Below are 17,736 nucleotides of genomic sequence, written 5' to 3'. Positions count from 1 at the left end.
GCTAATCTTCTTTCCGAAACGGAGTCCGCTGCGCCAGCCATTGCCGGTCGCGCCGCACCTCTTCCCGCTCGGCCTCCAGAAATCCCGCCACCGCGCGCCGGAAGCCGGCATTGGGAATATAATGGGCCGACCATGTCGGCTCGGGCGCGTAACCGCGCGCGAGCTTGTGCCCGCCCTGCGCCCCGGCCTCGACCTTGCGCAACCCGCGCGCAATGGCGACGTCGATCGCCTGATAATAGCAGAGTTCGAAATGCAGATTGGGCACGTCCTCGACGCAGCCCCAATAGCGGCCATATAGCGCATCGCCGCCGATCAGGTTGAGCGCGCCGGCAATCGGCTTTCCTGCGCGCAGCGCCAGCATCAGCAACACCTTGTCGGCCATCGTCTCGCCCAGGATCGAGAAGAAATCCCGGGTCAGATAGGGGCGCCCCCATTTGCGCGCGCCGGTATCCTGATAAAATTGCCAGAATATATCCCAATGCACTTCGCTCAGGTCGCCGCCGGTCAGGTGGATGATATCCAGCCCTTCCACCGCGCGGCGACGCTCCTTTCGGATATTCTTGCGCTTCTCGCTCGACAGGTCGGCTAGGAAATCGTCGAAACTGCGATAGCCGCGATTGGTCCAGTGAAACTGGCTATCCTCCCGGATCAGCCAGCCCGCCGCCTCGAACAGAGGCACCTGCTCGGGCGCAACGAAGGTTGCGTGCGCCGACGACAGGCCGTTTCGTTCGACCAGCGTCTCGATCCCGGCGATAAGGGCCGGCGCCATCGCTCCCTCGCGCAGCAGCAGGCGCGGGCCGGGCACGGGCGAAAAGGGCGCGGCGATCTGGATCTTGGGGTAATAGCGGCCGCCCGCCCGCTCCCACGCGTCGGCCCAGCCATGATCGAACACATATTCGCCCTGGCTGTGGCTCTTGGCATAGAGCGGTACGGCAGCGACAATTTGTCCATCGGCATCGTCGATCACCAGTGGCAAGGGTTGCCAGCCACTCGCTCCCCCGACACTGCCGGACCGTTCCAGCGCGTGGAGGAAATGCCAGCTGACAAACGGATTATCCGTCCCGGCGCAGGCGTCCCATTGGTCCTGCGGCAATTCGCCGACACCGTTCGCGACACGCGCAACGACTTCATCCATGGCCAAGCTCATGGATGATCTGATCGGCGTGACGCGCCGCGCGCGCCTGATCGGCCGGGCTGCGCACCGTCCAGCTCAGCACGGGCATGCCTCGGCGGCGCGCCCGTTCGGCAAAGGGGGAAGGCAGATCGCGAATGTCACAGGCCAGAAAATCGGGTCTGCCCAGCCAAAGTGCAAGGGTGCGCTCGACCCATCCCCGCATCGGCCCCTTATTCTGCTGACTGACCACCAGCCCCCGGACCTGTCGCGGTCGATGACCCGCGAACCAGCGCAGCACCAGCGGGTTGAACGCCATGATCGCCACCGGTGCATCCGGCCATGCGTCCAAATCCCGCGCAACCGCCGTCGCGACCCCGGCGACAGGCCGCCCGTCGGTTTTGATCTCGACCAGCAGCGGCGTCATCCCGCGACACAGCGCCAGCACGTCCGACAGGCGCGGAACGGCGCCGCCATCGGGCAAGCGCGCCCTATCCAGCTGCGCGGCATCCTGATCCGCGATCGCCCCCTGCCGTCCCGCCATCCGATGAAGGTCGCTGTCATGAAAGACATAGGCGACGCCGTCCCGGCTCATCCGCACATCGCATTCTATGCCATGGCCGGCGGCGATGGCGGCCCGGAACGCCGCCATGCCATTCTCACTCGCGCCGTCCCCATGCCACCCGCGATGGGCGAAGGGGCGGGCCGTCAGGAAATTCGTATCAAGCCGGCCGGACAAGGACGATCGCGTCGATTTCCACGACTGCGCCCAGTGGCAGGACGGGCACGCCCACGGCGCTGCGCGCATGTTTGCCCGCATCGCCGAACACGTCGACCATCAATTCCGATGCGCCATTGGCGACCTTGGGCTGGTCGGTGAAATCGGGTGCGCTGCTGATGAAGGCACCCAGCTTGACGATCCGTTCCACCCGGTCGAGCGAACCCAGCGCCGCCTTCATCTGCGCGATGAGGTTGAGGCCGCAGACCCGCGCGGCGGCGACGCCATAGTCCAGGTCGCGGTCCTCGCCCAGCCGTCCGGTCATCAGGCCATCGGGCGCCAGCGCGATCTGGCCGCTGATGTGCAGCAGGCCATTGGCCTCAACGGCCGGAACATAGGCGGCGACTGGCGCCGCGGCCTGGGGCAAGGTGATGCCGAGTTCGGCAAGGCGGGCGTCGATGCTCATGACATGGCTCCTGTTGTAACGCTATCGGTGGGGGCCGGCCCCTGCGCCAGCCTCTGCATGATCCAGGCCTCGGCCGCCGCCCAGTCGTCGATCCGCGCATGGGCATAGGGCGCGGCGGGAACGCCGGCGGCGATATCCGCCTCACCCACCATATGCAGCCGCCATACGCCGGGCGCGTGCGTCGCGACCGAATGATGATGTTCGGCCAGATCGTCGATAAACAGCGCGGCGCTTGGCTGGCGGTCAGCGACAATGGCGGCGAGCGGCCGGCCCTTGCCCCCCTGATTCCAGTGGACGGGAAAATGCAGACCCAAAGCCGCCAATTGCGCGATCCGCTGCTGATGGTGGCGCTCGCCGATATTGGTCAGCACTTCGATATCGGCGACGCGCGACAGGCGCAGCATCGCCTCGACCGCCCCGGCTATCGGCGCCTGCCGGTGCATTTCGGTGTCGAAAAAGCCGACCAGCAGCTGCCAGACCAGCTCGCGCTCCAGCGGCTCGCCACTATCCTTGTGGCGCAGCGCCTCGGTAAAGCTGCGATCATGCATGTCGAAATGCACGTCATGCGTCTCGTCCAGCCAATGGCGGAAGGGCGCGACCATGTGCAGCAGCACTTCGTCGCAGTCGGTGATGATGAGGGGACGGGTCATCGGGTCAATTTCTCCTGCGCCGCGATCAATGCGGTCGGGCTGGCATCGATCGCCTGCGCGCAACCCACAAGATCAGGCTCATGATCGGCCAGGAAGCCCAGCACGGCGGCCAGCACGCGCTGGTCGCCTATCCCCGCCCGCAGCGTATCGGCATCCATGCCCGTGAGCGCCAGCAACCGGTCCGCCCGCGCGCCATCCGCCAATATCCAGCCCAGCGCCAAAAGCGCCAGCATGGCCGGGTCCTGCGCGTCATCCGGCTTGCGATTCGGGCTGTCGGGTCGCATGATAGGGCCTTCTGGCGGGGAAGCGGGCGGGGCGCGCTTCACAGGTGATTGCGAGTGACTGGTGGCAAAGCGCGTGCTCGTTGTCGAGGACAACGAACTTAATCTCAAACTTTTTTGCGATCTGCTGCGCGCGCATGGGCATGAGGTGCTGCCGCTGCGCGACGGGCGCGACGTGTTGCGCGAAGCGGGCGCGTTCCTGCCCGACCTTGTCATTACCGACATTCACCTGCCCCATGTCAGCGGCTATGACCTCATCCTCTCGCTGAAGGCCGACGCGCGCCTGTCGCATGTGCCGATCATGGCCGTCACCGCCTATGCGGGACATGGCGATGAGGAGCGTATTCGCGGCGCGGGCGCGAACGCCTATGTGTCCAAGCCGATATCGGTGCTGCGCTTCGTCGAGCAGGTGAACGCGCTGCTCTAGGTCCGCCTGCGGCCTGTCACCGGGCCGTCACGCAGCTTTCATTTCAACGACTTCGTTCAGAAGCCCTGCCGTCATTCCGCTCTGCCAACCCGTAGCGCCATGGCGCGGCCTTTCGCCGACAGCCTGCACCACAGGGGTAGATTCATGTCTCATCTGACCGACGAAGCGCGGGCGCGCACCCGCGCCGCGCAGCCGACCATCGATATGGGCGACAATAGCCTGGAAGCCATCGTCGCCGCCAATCCGGCGCGCCGCACTGTCCTGAAAAACGGCCTGTTGGGCCTGTCGATCCTGCCGATGCTCGGTGCGCTCGCCGCCTGCGACGATGATGACGACAGCAGCAGCCCGACCCCCACGCCGACGCCGACCCCGACGCCCACCCCCAGCTACGGCATCACGTTCGCGTCGGTCGCCGCCAATATGAACGACACCGTCACCGTGCCGACCGGCTACACCGTGCAGGTGCTGCTGAAGGCCGGCGATTCGATCGAGGCCGGCACCGCCTATGCCGACGCCTACCCCACCCCCGATCAGGCCGAAAAATGGGCGGGCGGCAATCATGACGGCATGGCATATTTCGAACTGTCAGGCACCGATGCCAACAGCGGCGGCCTGCTCGCGATCAATTTCGAATATCCCGATTTCAACATCCTGATGGATGGCGATTATGACGCCGATACGGCGACCGCCGCGCAGAAGGCGCTGGCCCTGTCGGCCGTCGGCATCGGCGTGGTCGAAGTCGCCAAGGCGTCCGACGGCAGCTGGTCGGTGAAGGCCGATTCCAAATATAACAAACGCTACACCGGCAACAGCAGCTACAAGGCCAGCGGCCCCGCGTCCGGCCTGCTTTCTGGCACCATCAAGGGCATGCTCAACAATTGCTCATCGGGCCGCACCCCCTGGGGCACCTACCTCACCTGCGAGGAAACGACGGACAATTATCTTGATCCTACACAGCCGGAGGAAAATTACGGCTGGGTGGTCGAAATCGACCCCTATCAGGAACTGGCCGCTCCCACCAAGCGCACCGCGCTCGGCCGTTTCGACCATGAAAATGTCGCCTATATGGCCGACAGCAACAGCCGCGTCGCCTTCTACATGGGGCATGACGGGACGCCGGGCTGCATCTATAAATTCGTGTGCGACCGCGCCTATAGCAGCAGCAACCGCGCGGCGAACACCGACATGCTCGACCATGGCACGCTCTATGTCGCGCGCTTCAATGGCGATGGCACCGGCGAATGGCGCGCGCTGGTCCAGGGCCAGAACGGCCTGACCGCCGGCGCGTCCGATCCGGGCAATGTCAGCCAGTTCACCACGCCGCCTGAACCCACGATGGTGGATTTCACCAACCAGGCGCAGGTGCTGATCAACACCATTTCGGCCGCGCGCGTTGCCGGCGGCACCGTCATGGACCGCCCGGAATGGATCACGGTCGCGCCCGACAACAGCGCCGTCTTCGTGACGCTGACCAACAACAGCAGCCGTGCGACCGCCGATGCGGCCAATCCGCGCACAAAGAACCGCCACGGCCACATCATCAAGTTCAAGGAAGAAGGTAATTCGCCGCTCGCCACCACGTTCAGCTGGGAAATCTTCCTGCTGGCGGGCGATCCGGAACTGGCGGGCTTTGGCGACAAGCTGGAAGGCGACATCAACGGCGACACCTTCTCCAGCCCCGATGGCATCCGCATCGATCCCAAGGGCCGCCTGTGGGTCCAGACCGACCATTCGATCCCCGGCACGTCAGGCAAGCCCGACACCAGCATCGAGGATGTCTTTGGTCACAACGCGATGTTCTACATCGACCAGACGTCCAAGGAATCCAAGCGCTTCCTGGTCGGGCCGGAGGGCTGCGAAATCACCGGCATCGCCTATACGCCCGACCTCACCAACTTCTTCATCAACATCCAGCATCCGACCGGAAACTGGCCGGTCGATGGCAAGGAGCCGCGCTCCTCGACCATCGTCGTGCGCCGCACTGACGCGACGCCGATCGGCAATTAAGCCGGCACGAATGGCATGATGGGAAGGGGCGTTGCCGCAAGGGAGCGCCCCTTTCCTGTTCTAGGATTTCGCAGGGTTAACCCGTATGAAAACGGCAAAAGGCCCGCTCCCTGGTCGGGACGGGCCTTTGGCGTCGGAAAACCCTTCGGGTCAGGCACGCGGACCATTTCGGTCCGCCGCCGTTTACTTGATCTTGGCTTCCTTGAACTCGACATGCTTGCGCGCGACCGGGTCATATTTGCGGAAGCTCAGCTTCTCGGTCTTGGTGCGCGGGTTCTTCTTCGTCACATAGAAGAAGCCAGTGTCAGCCGAGCTGACGAGACGGATCTTGACGGTTGCCGGCTTGGCCATGGCCCTATTCCCTGGTCGTAAAATGCGTAAAAAGAAAAGCGGCCCGCTCGGACCGCCCCGTTTCAGCGGTCGCCCATGGGCCAGATTCGGCCCGCTGTCAAGGCCGCGGCCTGTGACGCCGAAGGCTTTACGCGGCTTTAACGGTCATGCCGCTAGACTGCCAGCCTTACAGGGACGGGAGAAATGATGATGCGGCATGACCCGATGATGGCGATCCAGGCGGACCTCATGCGCCGCGTCGACAGCCTGGCGGGCGAACGTGGTCATGTGTCGGCGCTGCGTCTGCACGACGAAGTCGACCAGATCCGCCATATCGCCCGCGCCTTTCACCTCGATGAGGTCGAAGGTCTCGCGAGCACGCTGGAAAGCGCGCTGTCGCTCCACGGCCTTGGCCCTGTCGTCCTTTCCTATCTCGACCGGATGCGCGACGCCATCGGCGCGCATGCCTTGCCGTCAATCATGCCCGCCCCCCTCGGCTCCGCCCTCGCGCCCCTGCGCGCCTGACGCGCACGCCATGGACGCCCTCCTGACTGCCCTGCTCGGCTGCCTGCTGGGGGAAATCGGCGACAAGAGCCAGTTGCTCGTGCTCGCGCTCGCCGCCCGCTATAACCGCAATGGCGCGGTGATCGCCGGCATCGTCGCCGCCGCCATCGCCAATGCCGCCATTTCCGCCACTGCCGGCGCGTGGATCGGCCCGATGCTGGGGGTCGACGCCCGGCTGCTGTTCCTGGCACTTGCCGCGCTGTTCCTGGGCGTCGGGCTGCTCTGGCGCGTGTCGCCACCCGACACATTGGATGGCTGGCCGACCGGGCCGTTCCTGACCACCGCGCTTGGCCTGTTCATCCTGGGGTTCGGCGACGGCCCGCAATTCCTGATCCTGGGCATCGCCACCCGCACCGCCGAACCATGGCTGGCGGGGATTGGCGGCGCAATCGGCGTCATCGTCGCGCTGGTGCCGGTCGTGCTGCTGCGCGCGCAATTGCTGACCATGGTCCCGGTGCGCGCCATTCGCATGTCCGGCGGCGGCCTGTTGCTGCTGATCGGCGCGGGACTGGCGCTGACGGCGACCGGCCTGCTCTGATCGACAATATCGTTCAGGCTGATCGCCAGAAAAAATGGCACCAAGTGCGGGCAGGATCATTATATGTGCGAAACCAATTCTCAACAGGAGGATTTCGCATGACCGCTGCCGATCTCAAGACCCCGACCGACCTTAAAAGCAATGAAACCAAGTCCGTGGCGCAGGCGCTGAACGCCGCGCTGGCCGACAGCTATGCCCTGTATCTCAAGACCAAGAATTTCCACTGGCATGTGTCCGGCCCCCATTTCCGCGACTATCATCTGATGTTCGATGAGCAGGCCGCCCAAATTCTGGGCACCACCGACGCGATTGCCGAGCGCGTGCGCAAGACCGGCAACACGACGCTGCGCTCGATCGGCGACATCGCCCGCCACCAGACGGTGAAGGACAATGACGCCGATTTTGTCAATGCGTCCGACATGCTCAAGGAATTGCGCGACGACAATCTCGCGCTGGTCGAAAGCTTCCGCGCAGTGAAGGAGGCCGCGACCCAAGCCGGCGACAACGCGACCGAAGGCATTGTCGATGATTGGACCGATCAGGCCGAAGAGCGCGCCTGGTTCCTGTTCGAAGCCGCACGTGGCGCATAACGCCCCTGCCCCTCATCATAAAAAGGCCCGCCGAATCCATCCGGCGGGCCTTTTTTCATAATGGCGACTGGCGGATCACGCCTCTTCAACAACCGTGATACCGATAATCTCGATCGCCTCCGCCTTGCCCGCGAAATCGACCTTCTCGCCGACTTCCGCGTCCATCATCGCGCGCGCGACCGGGGATGAGAAGCTGATCCGCCCGTCATGGGGATCGGCCTCGTCATCGCCGACAAGGATGACGCTTTTGTCCTGCCCGTTCTGGCGATAGGTCACGGTCGATCCGAAGGCGACGGCCTCACCATCGGGCACAGGTTGCTGCTGGGCCGTCGCCAGCCGGGTGCGCCAGTAGCGCAATTCCCGCTTGTGCTTCTTGGCCGCCTCCTCGTCCATCGACCCGCTGTCCACGGCTTCCAGTTCCGCGACCTTTTCCCGCGTCAGCCGCATTCCGCGCGCCGTGACCCAGTTGGGACCGGGCGGAATCGGGATTTCGAACGTGGGTTCCTTATGTTCATCGTCGCTCTCACGACGGAAGGCGACACTCATCGGCCTCTCCAATAGTTATAGGTCAGACTGGAAGGACAGCCCGCAAATGGCTGCTCAATCCTCGTCGAACAGCCCAGCGAGTTGTTCCACCATCGTCCCGCCCAATTGTTCGGCGTCCATGATGGTGACGGCGCGGCGATAATAGCGGGTAACGTCATGGCCGATGCCGATCGCCACCAGTTGCACCGGCGACCGGTTCTCGATCCAGTCGATCACCTGCCGCAAATGCCGCTCCAGATAGGTGCCGCTGTTGACCGACAGGGTGCTGTCGTCGACCGGCGCGCCATCGGAAATCACCATCAGAATGCGCCGTTCCTCGGGCCGCGCGATCAAGCGGCCGTGCGCCCACAGCAGCGCCTCGCCGTCGATATTTTCCTTCAGCAGCCCTTCGCGCATCATCAGGCCCAGATTCTTGCGCGCCCGCCGCCAGGGATCGTCCGCCTTCTTGTAGACGATGTGGCGCAGGTCGTTCAACCGACCCGGCATTGGCGGCCGACCGGCGGCCAGCCAGTCCTCGCGCGCCTGACCGCCCTTCCAGGCACGGGTGGTGAAACCCAATATCTCGGTCTTGACGCCGCACCGCTCCAGCGTGCGGGCCATGATGTCGGCGCTGATCGCGGCAATGCTGATCGGCCGCCCGCGCATCGACCCAGAATTGTCTATCAGCAGCGTGACGACCGTGTCGCGAAACTCCATGTCGCGCTCGATCTTGTAGGATAGCGACCGGGTCGGATCGATCACGATCCGCGCCAGCCGCGCCGCGTCCAGCAGCCCTTCCTCCTGATCGAAATCCCAGCTACGCGATTGCTGCGCCATTAACCGGCGCTGCAACCGGTTGGCGAGCTTCGTCACCGCGCCCTGCAAACTCACCAGTTGCTGATCCAGAAAACCGCGCAAGCGGCCCAGTTCATCATCGTCACACAAATCTTCGGGCGCGACGACCTCATCGAATTTGGTCGTATAGGCCTGATAGTCGAACCCCGGCGGCATGTCGGACATGGGTCGATTCGGGCGCACGGGCATCATGCCCTCTTCACCCATATCGTCGGCCCCTTCGTCGCTGTCGGCGTCGAAATCGTCGCTATAGTCGCTCTCGCCCTCCTCGCTCTCGCCGCCCTGATCCTCGGCGCGCGCTTCGGCGTTCATGTCGCTGTCGCCCGACTCCTCCTCGCCGGATTCGCCTTCTTCCTGCTCGTCCTCCTGATCCTCGCCATCCTCGTCCGATTCCGGTTCTTCGGTATCGGGCGGCACATCGGCGTCGATCAGTTGCAGATGCTCCAGCATCGCGGTCGTCAGCGACTGGAAAGCGCGCTGGTCGTCGATCGCCAGCATCAGCGAATCAAGGTCCGCCCCCGCCTTGTCCTCGATCCACTGGTCGACCATGGCGACACCGGGCGCGGCATCCTTGGGGATCGCCTGTCCGGTCAGCCGTTCGCGCACTTTGAGCGCCAGCGCGGTCGACAGCGGCACCTCGTCGGCCGAGCGCGCCCGGCGGATCGCGTCCGACTTCAGTCGCAGCGTAAGCGCCTCGTTCAAATTGGCGCGCACCCCCGCCATGGATCGCGACCCGATCGCCTCGACTCGCGCCTGTTCGACGGCATCGAACACCGCCCGCGCCACCGTTTCGCCGGGCGCGGAGGACGCATGCACCTTCGCGTCATGATAGCGCAGCTTGAGCGCCGACGCGTCGGCAAACCCCCGTGCCAGCGCCACCTGATCGGCGGGCAGGGCGCGCGCGGGCGTCGGCACCTTGATCGCCTTGCCAACCGCGTGGGGCGTATCGGCGGTAAAGCCGACCTCGACCTCCAGGTCGCGCGCGATCGACCGGGCCACGCCCGACAACACATCCTTGAAGGCGTCGAGTGGGGACCGTTCGGTCATGATGTCAGCAACGCGTCCTGCAACACAGCGCGAGCGTCGGCATCGACGCCCAGCACCTGCGCCAGATAGACGTCGATCCCGCCATGCTGGTGATCCAGCGTATCGAACAGCGCCTCGAGATAGGCGGCATCCGCCCGCAATATCGGTGCCACGACGTCGGCCCGCTCGCGCAGCGCACGGGTCAATCGCGACTCTGTTTGCGCCAGCCGCCATGTCCAGTCGGCATGGTCGTTGGTCGCCAGATAATCGGTCACGATCGCCTCACGCGGCACGCCCAGCGTCCACAGGATCAGCACAGCGCCCACGCCCGTCCGGTCCTTGCCCGCCGCGCAATTGATGAGGATAGGCAGGCGGCCAGACAGCATTTGCCCGAACATCGCGCGATAGGCGTCTGCATGGTCGGTCGCAATCGCGCAATAGACCCGCACCATCGCGTCATGCATGTCGGCGGGCGTCGCCCTGTCGGACCGCAATATTTCGCTCAGCACGCCGCTATGCTCGCTATAATCGCGGCAAAAATAATCGACCTCGTCTCCGTGCCAGCTTGTGGGTTCCTCCACCCGCTCGCTCGGCCGACGAAAATCGCAAATGGCCTGGATGCCAAGCGCGCGCAGCGTATCGGCGTCCGCGTCGGTCAGCAGCGCCATCGTGCCGGACCGATACAGCATGCCGGTGCGCACCTGTCGCCCGTCGCGCGTGCGATGACCGCCAAAATCCCGCAGGTTAAAGGCGCTGGCCAGCGGCAGCGCGGTCAGGGCAGCCGCAGCGGTCACGCGCCCTCCGGATCACCGACCCGCGGCACGGCGATCGTCTCAATCTGCGTTTCCACCTCCGCCATCAGCTTGTGCAGCGGGCATTTGGCAGCGACCGCGATCAGCCTGTCATGCTGCTCGTCGCTCATCGGCCCGGTAACGGCTATGCGCGTCGTCAGCTTGTAGACGCCTTGGCGTTCCTGGCTATTGTCGCGCACCACCCCGACATGGATATCCTCCACCGGAATGTCGTTACGCTGCGCATACCAGAGCATCGTCATCGCCTTGCATGCGCCCAGCGCCGCATCATAGAGGTCGTGCGGGTCCGGCCCGGCATCATGGCCATCGGGCGCGGACATATCCGCGACGATCTCATGCCCGCGAATGTGAATCCGGTGCGCGGTCCCGCCCTGGGGATCGATTCTCTCGACGACGATCATGCCATGCTCTCCCGATCCCATGAGGGCCGGGGCGAAGGATCAGTTCGCCCGGCTCGCGACGCTTTCCGGCAGGTCCTTGCCGAACACGCGCTGATAATATTCGGCGACCAGCGCTCGTTCCGCCTCGTCGCACTTGTTGAGGAAGGACAGGCGGAAGGCGAAGCCGACATTCTTGAAGATCAGCGCATTCTGCGCCCAGCTGATGACGGTGCGCGGCGACATGACGGTCGAGATATCGCCGTTGATGAAGCCCTGCCGCGTCAGTTCGGCGACCTTGATCATCGCCTCCACTTCCTTGCGGCCGCCTTCATGATCATATTCGCCCGACTTGGCCAGCACCACCTGCGCTTCGGTCGCGGCGGGCAGATAGTTCAACGCCACCACCAGGTTCCAGCGGTCCATCTGACCCTGATTGATCTGTTGCGTGCCGTGATAGAGGCCCGTCGTATCGCCCAGGCCGACCGTATTAGCGGTCGCGAACAGGCGGAAATGCGGGTTGGGCCGGATCACGCGATTCTGGTCCAGCAGGGTCATCTTGCCGTCGGTTTCCAGCACGCGCTGGATCACGAACATGACGTCGGGCCGGCCCGCATCATATTCGTCGAATACCAAAGCAACCGGACGCTGCAAAGACCAGGGAAGCAGCCCTTCGCGAAATTCCGTCACCTGCTGCCCGTCCTTGAGCACGATGGCGTCGCGCCCGACCAGGTCGATGCGGCTGATATGCGCGTCGAGGTTGATGCGGATGCACGGCCATTTCAGGCGCGCGGCGACCTGCTCGATATGGCTCGACTTGCCGGTGCCATGATAGCCCTGCACCATGACGCGCCGATTATAGGCAAAGCCCGCCAGGATCGCGAGCGTGGTGTCGGGATCGAACACATAGGCCGGGTCCAGGTCCGGCACGCGTTCGTCCGCCTGACTGAACGCCGGGATTTTCATGTCGACGTCGATGCCGAATATCTCGCGTGCATCCACTTCGCGGTCAGGCGCTTCCATCAGCGTTTCGGATCGCGTGTCGGGCTGGACGTTGGAAATGTCGGTCATCGGGCACATCATCTTTCTGCGAGTCACGTCCGCCCTAACCCATAGGCAAAGGGCATGTCGATAGAGTGGGGCCTCGGCCGCCGCCGATCAAGCAGCCCATTGGGCCAAATTGGCTTCCTCCCCGATCAAGGCCAAACCATGGGCGATCGATGTCAGTTCCCCGCCGGTCGCCAGCCGCGCCTCGCCAAACCGCGTGGCAAAGATGCGGCGGATCGCCGGGATCAGCGACGATCCGCCGGTCAGGAACACGCGGTCGATGGCGTCCGGCGCGACATTAGCCTTCTTCAGCGCCGCGTCCACCATCGCCTCGATCCGCTTAATATCGGGGGCGATCCATGTCTCGAACTGCGCACGCGACACCTGTTCCTCAATCTCCAGCCCGCCGCCGGAAAAGCGGAATGTGGCTGTCTCCTGCGAGGACAGGGCACGTTTGAGGGCGCCGACCGCATCATAGAGCGGATAGCCCAGCTCCTTCTCGATCACCGTCATCATCCGCCCGATCGCCACCGGATCGTCTGCCGCCTTTTGCAACCGTGCGAGTTCCTCCATGGTGCGCCGATTGCGCATCAGCGCCAGCCGCGACCAGTCGGCGAAATCCGCGAAATAGCTGCGCGGTATCTCCAGCGTCTTGCCGAAACTGCGATAGCCCCCGCCCTTGCCCAGCATCGGCAGCACCAGATGATCGAGGATGCGGTAATCGAACCGGTCGCCGGCAATGCCGATGCCGGTCGATCCCAACGGCGTCGCGCGCCGCTCTGCGCCCGGCGCCTCCACCCGGACGATCGAAAAGTCGCTTGTGCCGCCGCCAAAGTCCGCCACCAATATCGTTGCCGCGCGATCGAGGCGGCTGGCATAGCTGAACGCTGCGCCCAGCGGCTCATGCACATAATATATTTCGCTGCCGAACCCCGCGAACATCGCATCATAGCGCCGCCGGGCCAGCGCTTCATCGGGCCGCGATCCGGCATATTCCACCGGTCGACCAACGATGATCCGATCGGGCCGGGCATCGATCGTGCCGCCGGCATGGGCGATCATGCGCGCCAGGAACATCTGGCCCAGTTCCTCGAACCGGAAGCGTTTTTCAAACACGCTCGCGCTCTCGAAAATCGGGCTGGCCGCGACCGACTTGAAGGATTGCAGGAAGCGGCTGTCCTCGGGATAATCCATATATTCCGCGATCGCCCATGGCCCGGCTTCATGCGCCAGACCGCCCTTCGCGTCCTCATCATGCCAGAAGCAGAGCGCGGATCGGAATACCGCGCCCGTCGCGCGCGCGCCGGCAAAGTTTACCAGGTGCGACTCTCCCTGTGCGGCCAGCGCGACGACACTGTTGGTCGTGCCGAAATCCAGGCCCAGCGCGCGCGGCACCTGCTGCATCATCATACTCCGCCATGATAGAAAGGGTCGGGGGCTATGGCAGCGGCCCCGCCGCCACGCAAGCCTCAGCTGAACACCGTTGCCTTGCGCAAATGGCCATAGGCAGCGATCACCGCTTGCAAGGCACTCTCATGGCTGCGGTCGCCGCCATTATGATCGGGGTGATAGCGGCGCAGCAGTTCGGTATAGCGCGTGCGCAACGCCTTGCGGTCGGCATCGATGGGCAGGTCCATCACCGCCATTTGCCGCCGGTCCTCTTGCGACAGAAATTGCCCGTCCTGCCGCATCTGGCTGTCGGCCCGCGCCTTGGCGACGCGTTCCTTGAACCGCGCGCCGATGGCATCGAGCGGATCGGCAAAATCGGCCCAGCGCGGCGGTGGACTGGTCGCGTTGCTGGAAAAGGCGCGCGTTTCCCGCTCCCACCCGGCATAGGGTCGCTGGGCAGCGGCAATTTCCTCCGCGCTCATTCCGCTGAAGAAATTATAGCCTTGGTTGAAGGCGCGGACATGATCCAGGCATAGCCACCGCCATTGCGGTCCATCATGACCCGAACGCTGCCCTTCCGGCGCAGGTGCGCGAAATTCGCCCGGTTCGGCGCAGCCTTCCACGGCGCAGGGACGGCCGCTTTCCACGCGGCCATGAAATCGATTGAAACGACGACTGGAAAAGGGCTCGCTACTCAAGACGGTCCTGATGGCATGACTGACAAAGCGACCTATATAGGGAGCATGACCACAGACCTCAAAGGCCCGATCGCCACCGAAATCGACGCGCGGCTGCGCGCCGCCCTGTCACCCGTTCAACTCGCCGTGATTGACGATAGCGAGAAGCATCGCGGCCATGCCGGCCACGACGGCTCAGGCGAAAGCCATTTCACGGTGGAGATCGTAGCGGATCGCTTCACAGGCCAGAGCCGGGTGGCGCGCCAGCGCATGGTGAACGCGGCGCTGGCCGACTTGCTGCGTGACAAGGTGCATGCCCTGGCGATCAAGGCGCGGGCGCCTGGCGAAGCCTGACGCAACCGCAGCAGGAGCGGCCGCTGCGCGTGGCGCGTCGCTCATGGGCGACAGTCGCGGGCCGTAGACGCAGGAAAGCCGCAAGCGGTGGGCGTTGGCGGCTATCGTTGTGATTGATATTGGTTGCGGGGACAGGATTTGAACCTGTGACCTTCAGGTTATGAGCCTGACGAGCTACCGGACTGCTCCACCCCGCGTCACCATAGGGTTTGTTGGACAGGAACCGGAGACGGCGTCTCCGCCTTATTGGCGCTAAGGCCAAGGCCGGGGATATGGCCGCCGGCGCCTGAGGCCAACACACAAAGTGAATGGGTTTTATCCGTAAGCGCGAGCTTCAATGCCTGGCGACGCCCTACTCTTCCGGGGCTTGAGCCACAGTACCATCGGCGCAGTCAGGTTTCACGGCCGAGTTCGGGATGGGATCGGGTGGGTCACTGACGCTATGGTCACCAAGCAATGGAGCTGGCGCTGTTTGGATTTGGGTTTAATCGATGCCCGTGCATGTGGGTAATCTTGTATCTGGCTTATGTTTCTGACCACCATGGCAAGGACAGTGTATCAGGACTGTCGTTGATGGTGGGGCTCTACGGTTCGTGTGAACCGTTTCAAGCGCGAACAGAGCAATTAGGACCGGTTAGCTCCATGCGTTACCGCACTTCCACATCCGGCCTATCAACGTGATGGTCTATCACGGCTCGATGAAATCTTATCTTGAGGGAGGCTTCCCGCTTAGATGCTTTCAGCGGTTATCCCGTCCATGCATAGCTACCCTGCTGCGCCGTTGGCACGACGACAGGTACACCAGAGGCATGTTCAACCCGGTCCTCTCGTACTAGGGTCAACTCCTCTCAAATTTCGACGCCCACGGCAGATAGGGACCAAACTGTCTCGCGACGTTCTGAACCCAGCTCACGTACCACTTTAATTGGCGAACAGCCAAACCCTTGGGACCTGCTCCAGCCCCAGGATGTGATGAGCCGACATCGAGGTGCCAAACGATTCCGTCGATATGAGCTCTTGGGAATCATCAGCCTGTTATCCCCGGCGTACCTTTTATCCGTTGAGCGATGGCCCTTCCACGAGGGACCACCGGATCACTATGACCGACTTTCGTCTCTGCTCGACTTGTCAGTCTCGCAGTCAGGCGGGCTTATGCCATTGCACTCTAACAGACGGTTTCCAACCGTCCTGAGCCCACCATCGCGCGCCTCCGTTACTCTTTAGGAGGCGACCGCCCCAGTCAAACTACCCGCCACAGAGGGTCCCTGCACCGGATGACGGTGCGAGGTTAGACATCAGAAAACAACAGGGTGGTATTTCACCTATGGCTCCACGACAACTGGCGTCATCGCTTCAAAGCCTCCCACCTATGCTACACAGTTCTTTCCTAATGCCACTCTGAAGCTGCAGTAAAGGTGCACGGGGTCTTTCCGTCTAACCGCGGGTACTCCGCATCTTCACGGAGAATTCAATTTCGCTGAGCATATCCTGGAGACAGTGGGGAAGTCGTTACGCCATTCGTGCAGGTCGGAACTTACCCGACAAGGAATTTCGCTACCTTAGGACCGTTATAGTTACGGCCGCCGTTTACCTGGGCTTCAATTCAGAGCTTGCACTCCTCCTCTTAACCTTCAGGCACCGGGCAGGCGTCAGGCCCTATACGTCGTCTTGAAGCCGACTTAGCAGAGCCCTGTGTTTTTGCTAAACAGTCGCTACCCCCTGGCCTGTGCCCCCCATCAAAAGTTGCCTTAAGATGGGGCCTCCTTCTTCCGAAGGTACGGAGGCAATTTGCCGAGTTCCTTCAGGATACTTCTCTCAAACGCCTTGGTATACTCTACCATTCCACCTGTGTCGGTTTAGGGTACGGTCTATACGGTGGGGCTATTTCCTGGGACAATTTCCCTGCCAGGAGCAATCCAATAAGCCCTGACAAGTTACACCATCCGTCACACACCACCAGGCCCACGAATATTAACGTGGTTCCCATCGACTACCCCCTTCGGGCTCGTCTTAGGGGCCGGCTTACCCTGCTCAGATTAGCTTTAAGCAGGAACCCTTGGAATTTCGGCGAGAGGGCATCTCACCCTCTTAATCGCTACTCATGTCTGCATTCGCACTTCCGATACCTCCACGGTCGGTTACCCTCCCGCTTCAACGGCCTACGGAACGCTCCGCTACTGCTCAGTCCAAAGGACTGAACCCTAAGCTTCGGTGCACGTCTTGAGCCCCGTTACATCTTCGCCGCAGGATCTCTTGTTTAGACCAGTGAGCTGTTACGCTTTCTTTAAAGGATGGCTGCTTCTAAGCCAACCTCCTGGTTGTTTTGGAAATCCCACATGCTTTCCCACTTAGACGTGACTTGGGGACCTTAGCTGTAGGTTAGGGCTGTTTCCCTTTTGACGACGGACCTTAGCACCCGCCGTCTGTCTGCCGGACTAGACTCGTTGGTATTCGGAGTTTGGTTAGAATTGGTAGATCTCGCGACCCCCGCATCCATCCAGTGCTCTACCCCCAACGGCAATCATCCGACGCTCTACCTCAATAGATTTCGCGGAGAACCAGCTATTTCCCGGCTTGATTGGCCTTTCACCCCTAAACACAACTCATCCGATAATTTTTCAACATTAAACGGTTCGGCCCTCCAGTGCGTGTTACCGCACCTTCAGCCTGGTCATGCCTAGATCGCCGGGTTTCGGGTCTAATGCATCATACTCATGTCGCCCTATTCAGACTCGCTTTCGCTGCGCCTACACCTAACGGCTTAAGCTTGCATGATACACTAAGTCACAGACCCATTATGCAAGAGGTACGCTGTCAGGCTTCAAGAGCCCTCCAACTGCTTGTAGGCATCCGGTTTCAGGTACTGTTTCACTCCCCTCATCGGGGTGCTTTTCACCTTTCCCTCACGGTACTGGTTCGCTATCGGTCATGTACGAGTATTTAGGCTTGGAGGGTGGTCCCCCCATGTTCAGACAGAGTTTCACGTGCTCCG

At 62.8% G+C, this 17,736-nt stretch carries 19 protein-coding genes, 1 tRNA gene and 2 rRNA genes (1 of these 22 running past the window's edge); 6 read left to right on the top strand and 16 right to left on the bottom strand.

Going from position 1 to position 17,736, the window contains the following annotated elements; all coding sequences use genetic code 11:
• Position 1 precedes the first annotated feature (1 nt).
• From RLDS_RS40895 to RLDS_RS40875, 5 genes are all read right to left on the bottom strand, one after another.
• The gene (locus RLDS_RS40895) at positions 2-1,135 is read right to left on the bottom strand and encodes a GNAT family N-acetyltransferase (RefSeq protein WP_021226210.1); all 1,134 of its coding nucleotides are present in this window, start codon (positions 1,133-1,135) and stop codon (positions 2-4) included.
• Complete coding sequence (locus tag RLDS_RS40890; protein ID WP_031298212.1) at positions 1,128-1,763, bottom strand: glycerophosphodiester phosphodiesterase family protein; 636 nt, start codon at positions 1,761-1,763, stop codon at positions 1,128-1,130. The genes RLDS_RS40895 and RLDS_RS40890 overlap by 8 nt, the downstream gene beginning before the upstream one ends.
• A gap of 70 nt (positions 1,764-1,833) precedes the next feature.
• Positions 1,834-2,295 (bottom strand): RidA family protein, encoded by a 462-nt coding sequence (locus tag RLDS_RS40885; protein WP_021226208.1) that lies wholly within the window; start codon positions 2,293-2,295, stop codon positions 1,834-1,836.
• Positions 2,292-2,945 (bottom strand): hypothetical protein, encoded by a 654-nt coding sequence (locus tag RLDS_RS40880; RefSeq protein ID WP_021226207.1) that lies wholly within the window; start codon positions 2,943-2,945, stop codon positions 2,292-2,294. The genes RLDS_RS40885 and RLDS_RS40880 overlap by 4 nt, the downstream gene beginning before the upstream one ends.
• Positions 2,942-3,229, bottom strand: a complete 288-nt coding sequence (locus RLDS_RS40875) for a DUF3572 family protein (RefSeq protein WP_021226206.1) — start codon at positions 3,227-3,229, stop codon at positions 2,942-2,944. Before RLDS_RS40875 ends, RLDS_RS40880 begins: the two co-directional genes overlap by 4 nt.
• A 61-nt stretch (positions 3,230-3,290) precedes the next feature.
• Between RLDS_RS40875 and RLDS_RS40870 the strand changes: the two genes are divergently transcribed.
• Positions 3,291-3,653: a response regulator gene (locus RLDS_RS40870; protein ID WP_021226205.1), complete on the top strand. Its 363-nt coding sequence runs from the start codon at positions 3,291-3,293 to the stop codon at positions 3,651-3,653.
• Between the two features lie 144 nt (positions 3,654-3,797).
• A complete protein-coding gene (locus tag RLDS_RS40865; RefSeq protein ID WP_021226204.1) occupies positions 3,798-5,660 on the top strand; it encodes a PhoX family protein in 1,863 nt (620 codons plus the stop codon).
• Between the two features lie 183 nt (positions 5,661-5,843).
• On the opposite strand, the gene rpmG is transcribed toward RLDS_RS40865, so the two are convergent.
• Entirely contained in the window at positions 5,844-6,011 is a 168-nt protein-coding gene (gene rpmG / locus RLDS_RS40860) for a 50S ribosomal protein L33 (protein ID WP_021226203.1), read from the bottom strand.
• 189 nt (positions 6,012-6,200) lie between these two features.
• Here rpmG and RLDS_RS40855 point away from each other — a divergent pair, with 189 nt between their 5' ends.
• The 3 genes from RLDS_RS40855 (at position 6,201) to RLDS_RS40845 (ending at position 7,682) form a co-directional block, all read left to right on the top strand.
• Positions 6,201-6,515 (top strand): hypothetical protein, encoded by a 315-nt coding sequence (locus RLDS_RS40855; protein ID WP_031298210.1) that lies wholly within the window; start codon positions 6,201-6,203, stop codon positions 6,513-6,515.
• Between the two features lie 10 nt (positions 6,516-6,525).
• Positions 6,526-7,092 (top strand): TMEM165/GDT1 family protein, encoded by a 567-nt coding sequence (locus RLDS_RS40850; RefSeq protein WP_021226201.1) that lies wholly within the window; start codon positions 6,526-6,528, stop codon positions 7,090-7,092.
• 98 nt (positions 7,093-7,190) lie between these two features.
• On the top strand, positions 7,191-7,682 hold the full coding sequence (locus tag RLDS_RS40845; protein WP_021226200.1) for a Dps family protein: 492 nt from the start codon (positions 7,191-7,193) through the stop codon (positions 7,680-7,682).
• A 75-nt stretch (positions 7,683-7,757) separates the two neighbouring features.
• Here the strand turns inward: RLDS_RS40845 and RLDS_RS40840 are convergent, their stop codons facing one another.
• From RLDS_RS40840 to RLDS_RS40810, 7 genes are all read right to left on the bottom strand, one after another.
• Positions 7,758-8,228: a GreA/GreB family elongation factor gene (locus RLDS_RS40840; protein WP_021226199.1), complete on the bottom strand. Its 471-nt coding sequence runs from the start codon at positions 8,226-8,228 to the stop codon at positions 7,758-7,760.
• Between the two features lie 54 nt (positions 8,229-8,282).
• The gene (gene cobT, locus RLDS_RS40835) at positions 8,283-10,109 is read right to left on the bottom strand and encodes a cobaltochelatase subunit CobT (protein ID WP_021226198.1); all 1,827 of its coding nucleotides are present in this window, start codon (positions 10,107-10,109) and stop codon (positions 8,283-8,285) included.
• Complete coding sequence (locus RLDS_RS40830) at positions 10,106-10,882, bottom strand: tyrosine-protein phosphatase (RefSeq protein ID WP_021226197.1); 777 nt, start codon at positions 10,880-10,882, stop codon at positions 10,106-10,108. Before RLDS_RS40830 ends, cobT begins: the two co-directional genes overlap by 4 nt.
• Entirely contained in the window at positions 10,879-11,301 is a 423-nt protein-coding gene (locus RLDS_RS40825; protein WP_021226196.1) for an OsmC family protein, read from the bottom strand. Before RLDS_RS40825 ends, RLDS_RS40830 begins: the two co-directional genes overlap by 4 nt.
• A 39-nt stretch (positions 11,302-11,340) precedes the next feature.
• Positions 11,341-12,348 (bottom strand): cobaltochelatase subunit CobS, encoded by a 1,008-nt coding sequence (gene cobS, locus RLDS_RS40820; RefSeq protein ID WP_021226195.1) that lies wholly within the window; start codon positions 12,346-12,348, stop codon positions 11,341-11,343.
• 87 nt (positions 12,349-12,435) lie between these two features.
• Positions 12,436-13,728 carry an Hsp70 family protein gene (locus tag RLDS_RS40815; RefSeq protein WP_031298208.1) on the bottom strand — a complete coding sequence of 431 codons (1,293 nt, stop codon included), beginning with the start codon at positions 13,726-13,728 and terminating at the stop codon, positions 12,436-12,438.
• 65 nt (positions 13,729-13,793) lie between these two features.
• The gene (locus tag RLDS_RS40810) at positions 13,794-14,411 is read right to left on the bottom strand and encodes a DnaJ domain-containing protein (protein ID WP_021226193.1); all 618 of its coding nucleotides are present in this window, start codon (positions 14,409-14,411) and stop codon (positions 13,794-13,796) included.
• 45 nt (positions 14,412-14,456) lie between these two features.
• On the opposite strand from RLDS_RS40810, the gene RLDS_RS40805 reads away from it, so the two are divergent.
• Complete coding sequence (locus RLDS_RS40805) at positions 14,457-14,744, top strand: BolA family protein (RefSeq protein WP_031298206.1); 288 nt, start codon at positions 14,457-14,459, stop codon at positions 14,742-14,744.
• Positions 14,745-14,864: 120 nt separating this feature from the next.
• On the opposite strand, the gene RLDS_RS40800 is transcribed toward RLDS_RS40805, so the two are convergent.
• The 3 genes from RLDS_RS40800 to RLDS_RS40790 all read right to left on the bottom strand — a co-directional run.
• Positions 14,865-14,941: transfer RNA gene (locus RLDS_RS40800), tRNA-Met, on the bottom strand.
• A 142-nt stretch (positions 14,942-15,083) separates the two neighbouring features.
• Positions 15,084-15,198, bottom strand: a 5S ribosomal RNA gene (rrf, locus tag RLDS_RS40795).
• Positions 15,199-15,348: 150 nt separating this feature from the next.
• Positions 15,349-17,736: ribosomal RNA gene (locus RLDS_RS40790) — 23S ribosomal RNA — on the bottom strand; it runs 409 nt beyond the window's last position.

This window comes from Sphingobium lactosutens DS20 (assembly GCF_000445105.1).
GTDB lineage: Bacteria > Pseudomonadota > Alphaproteobacteria > Sphingomonadales > Sphingomonadaceae > Sphingobium > Sphingobium lactosutens.
Note: the sequence above shows the minus strand (reverse complement) of the source record. Positions and strands in the feature narration are given on the sequence as shown.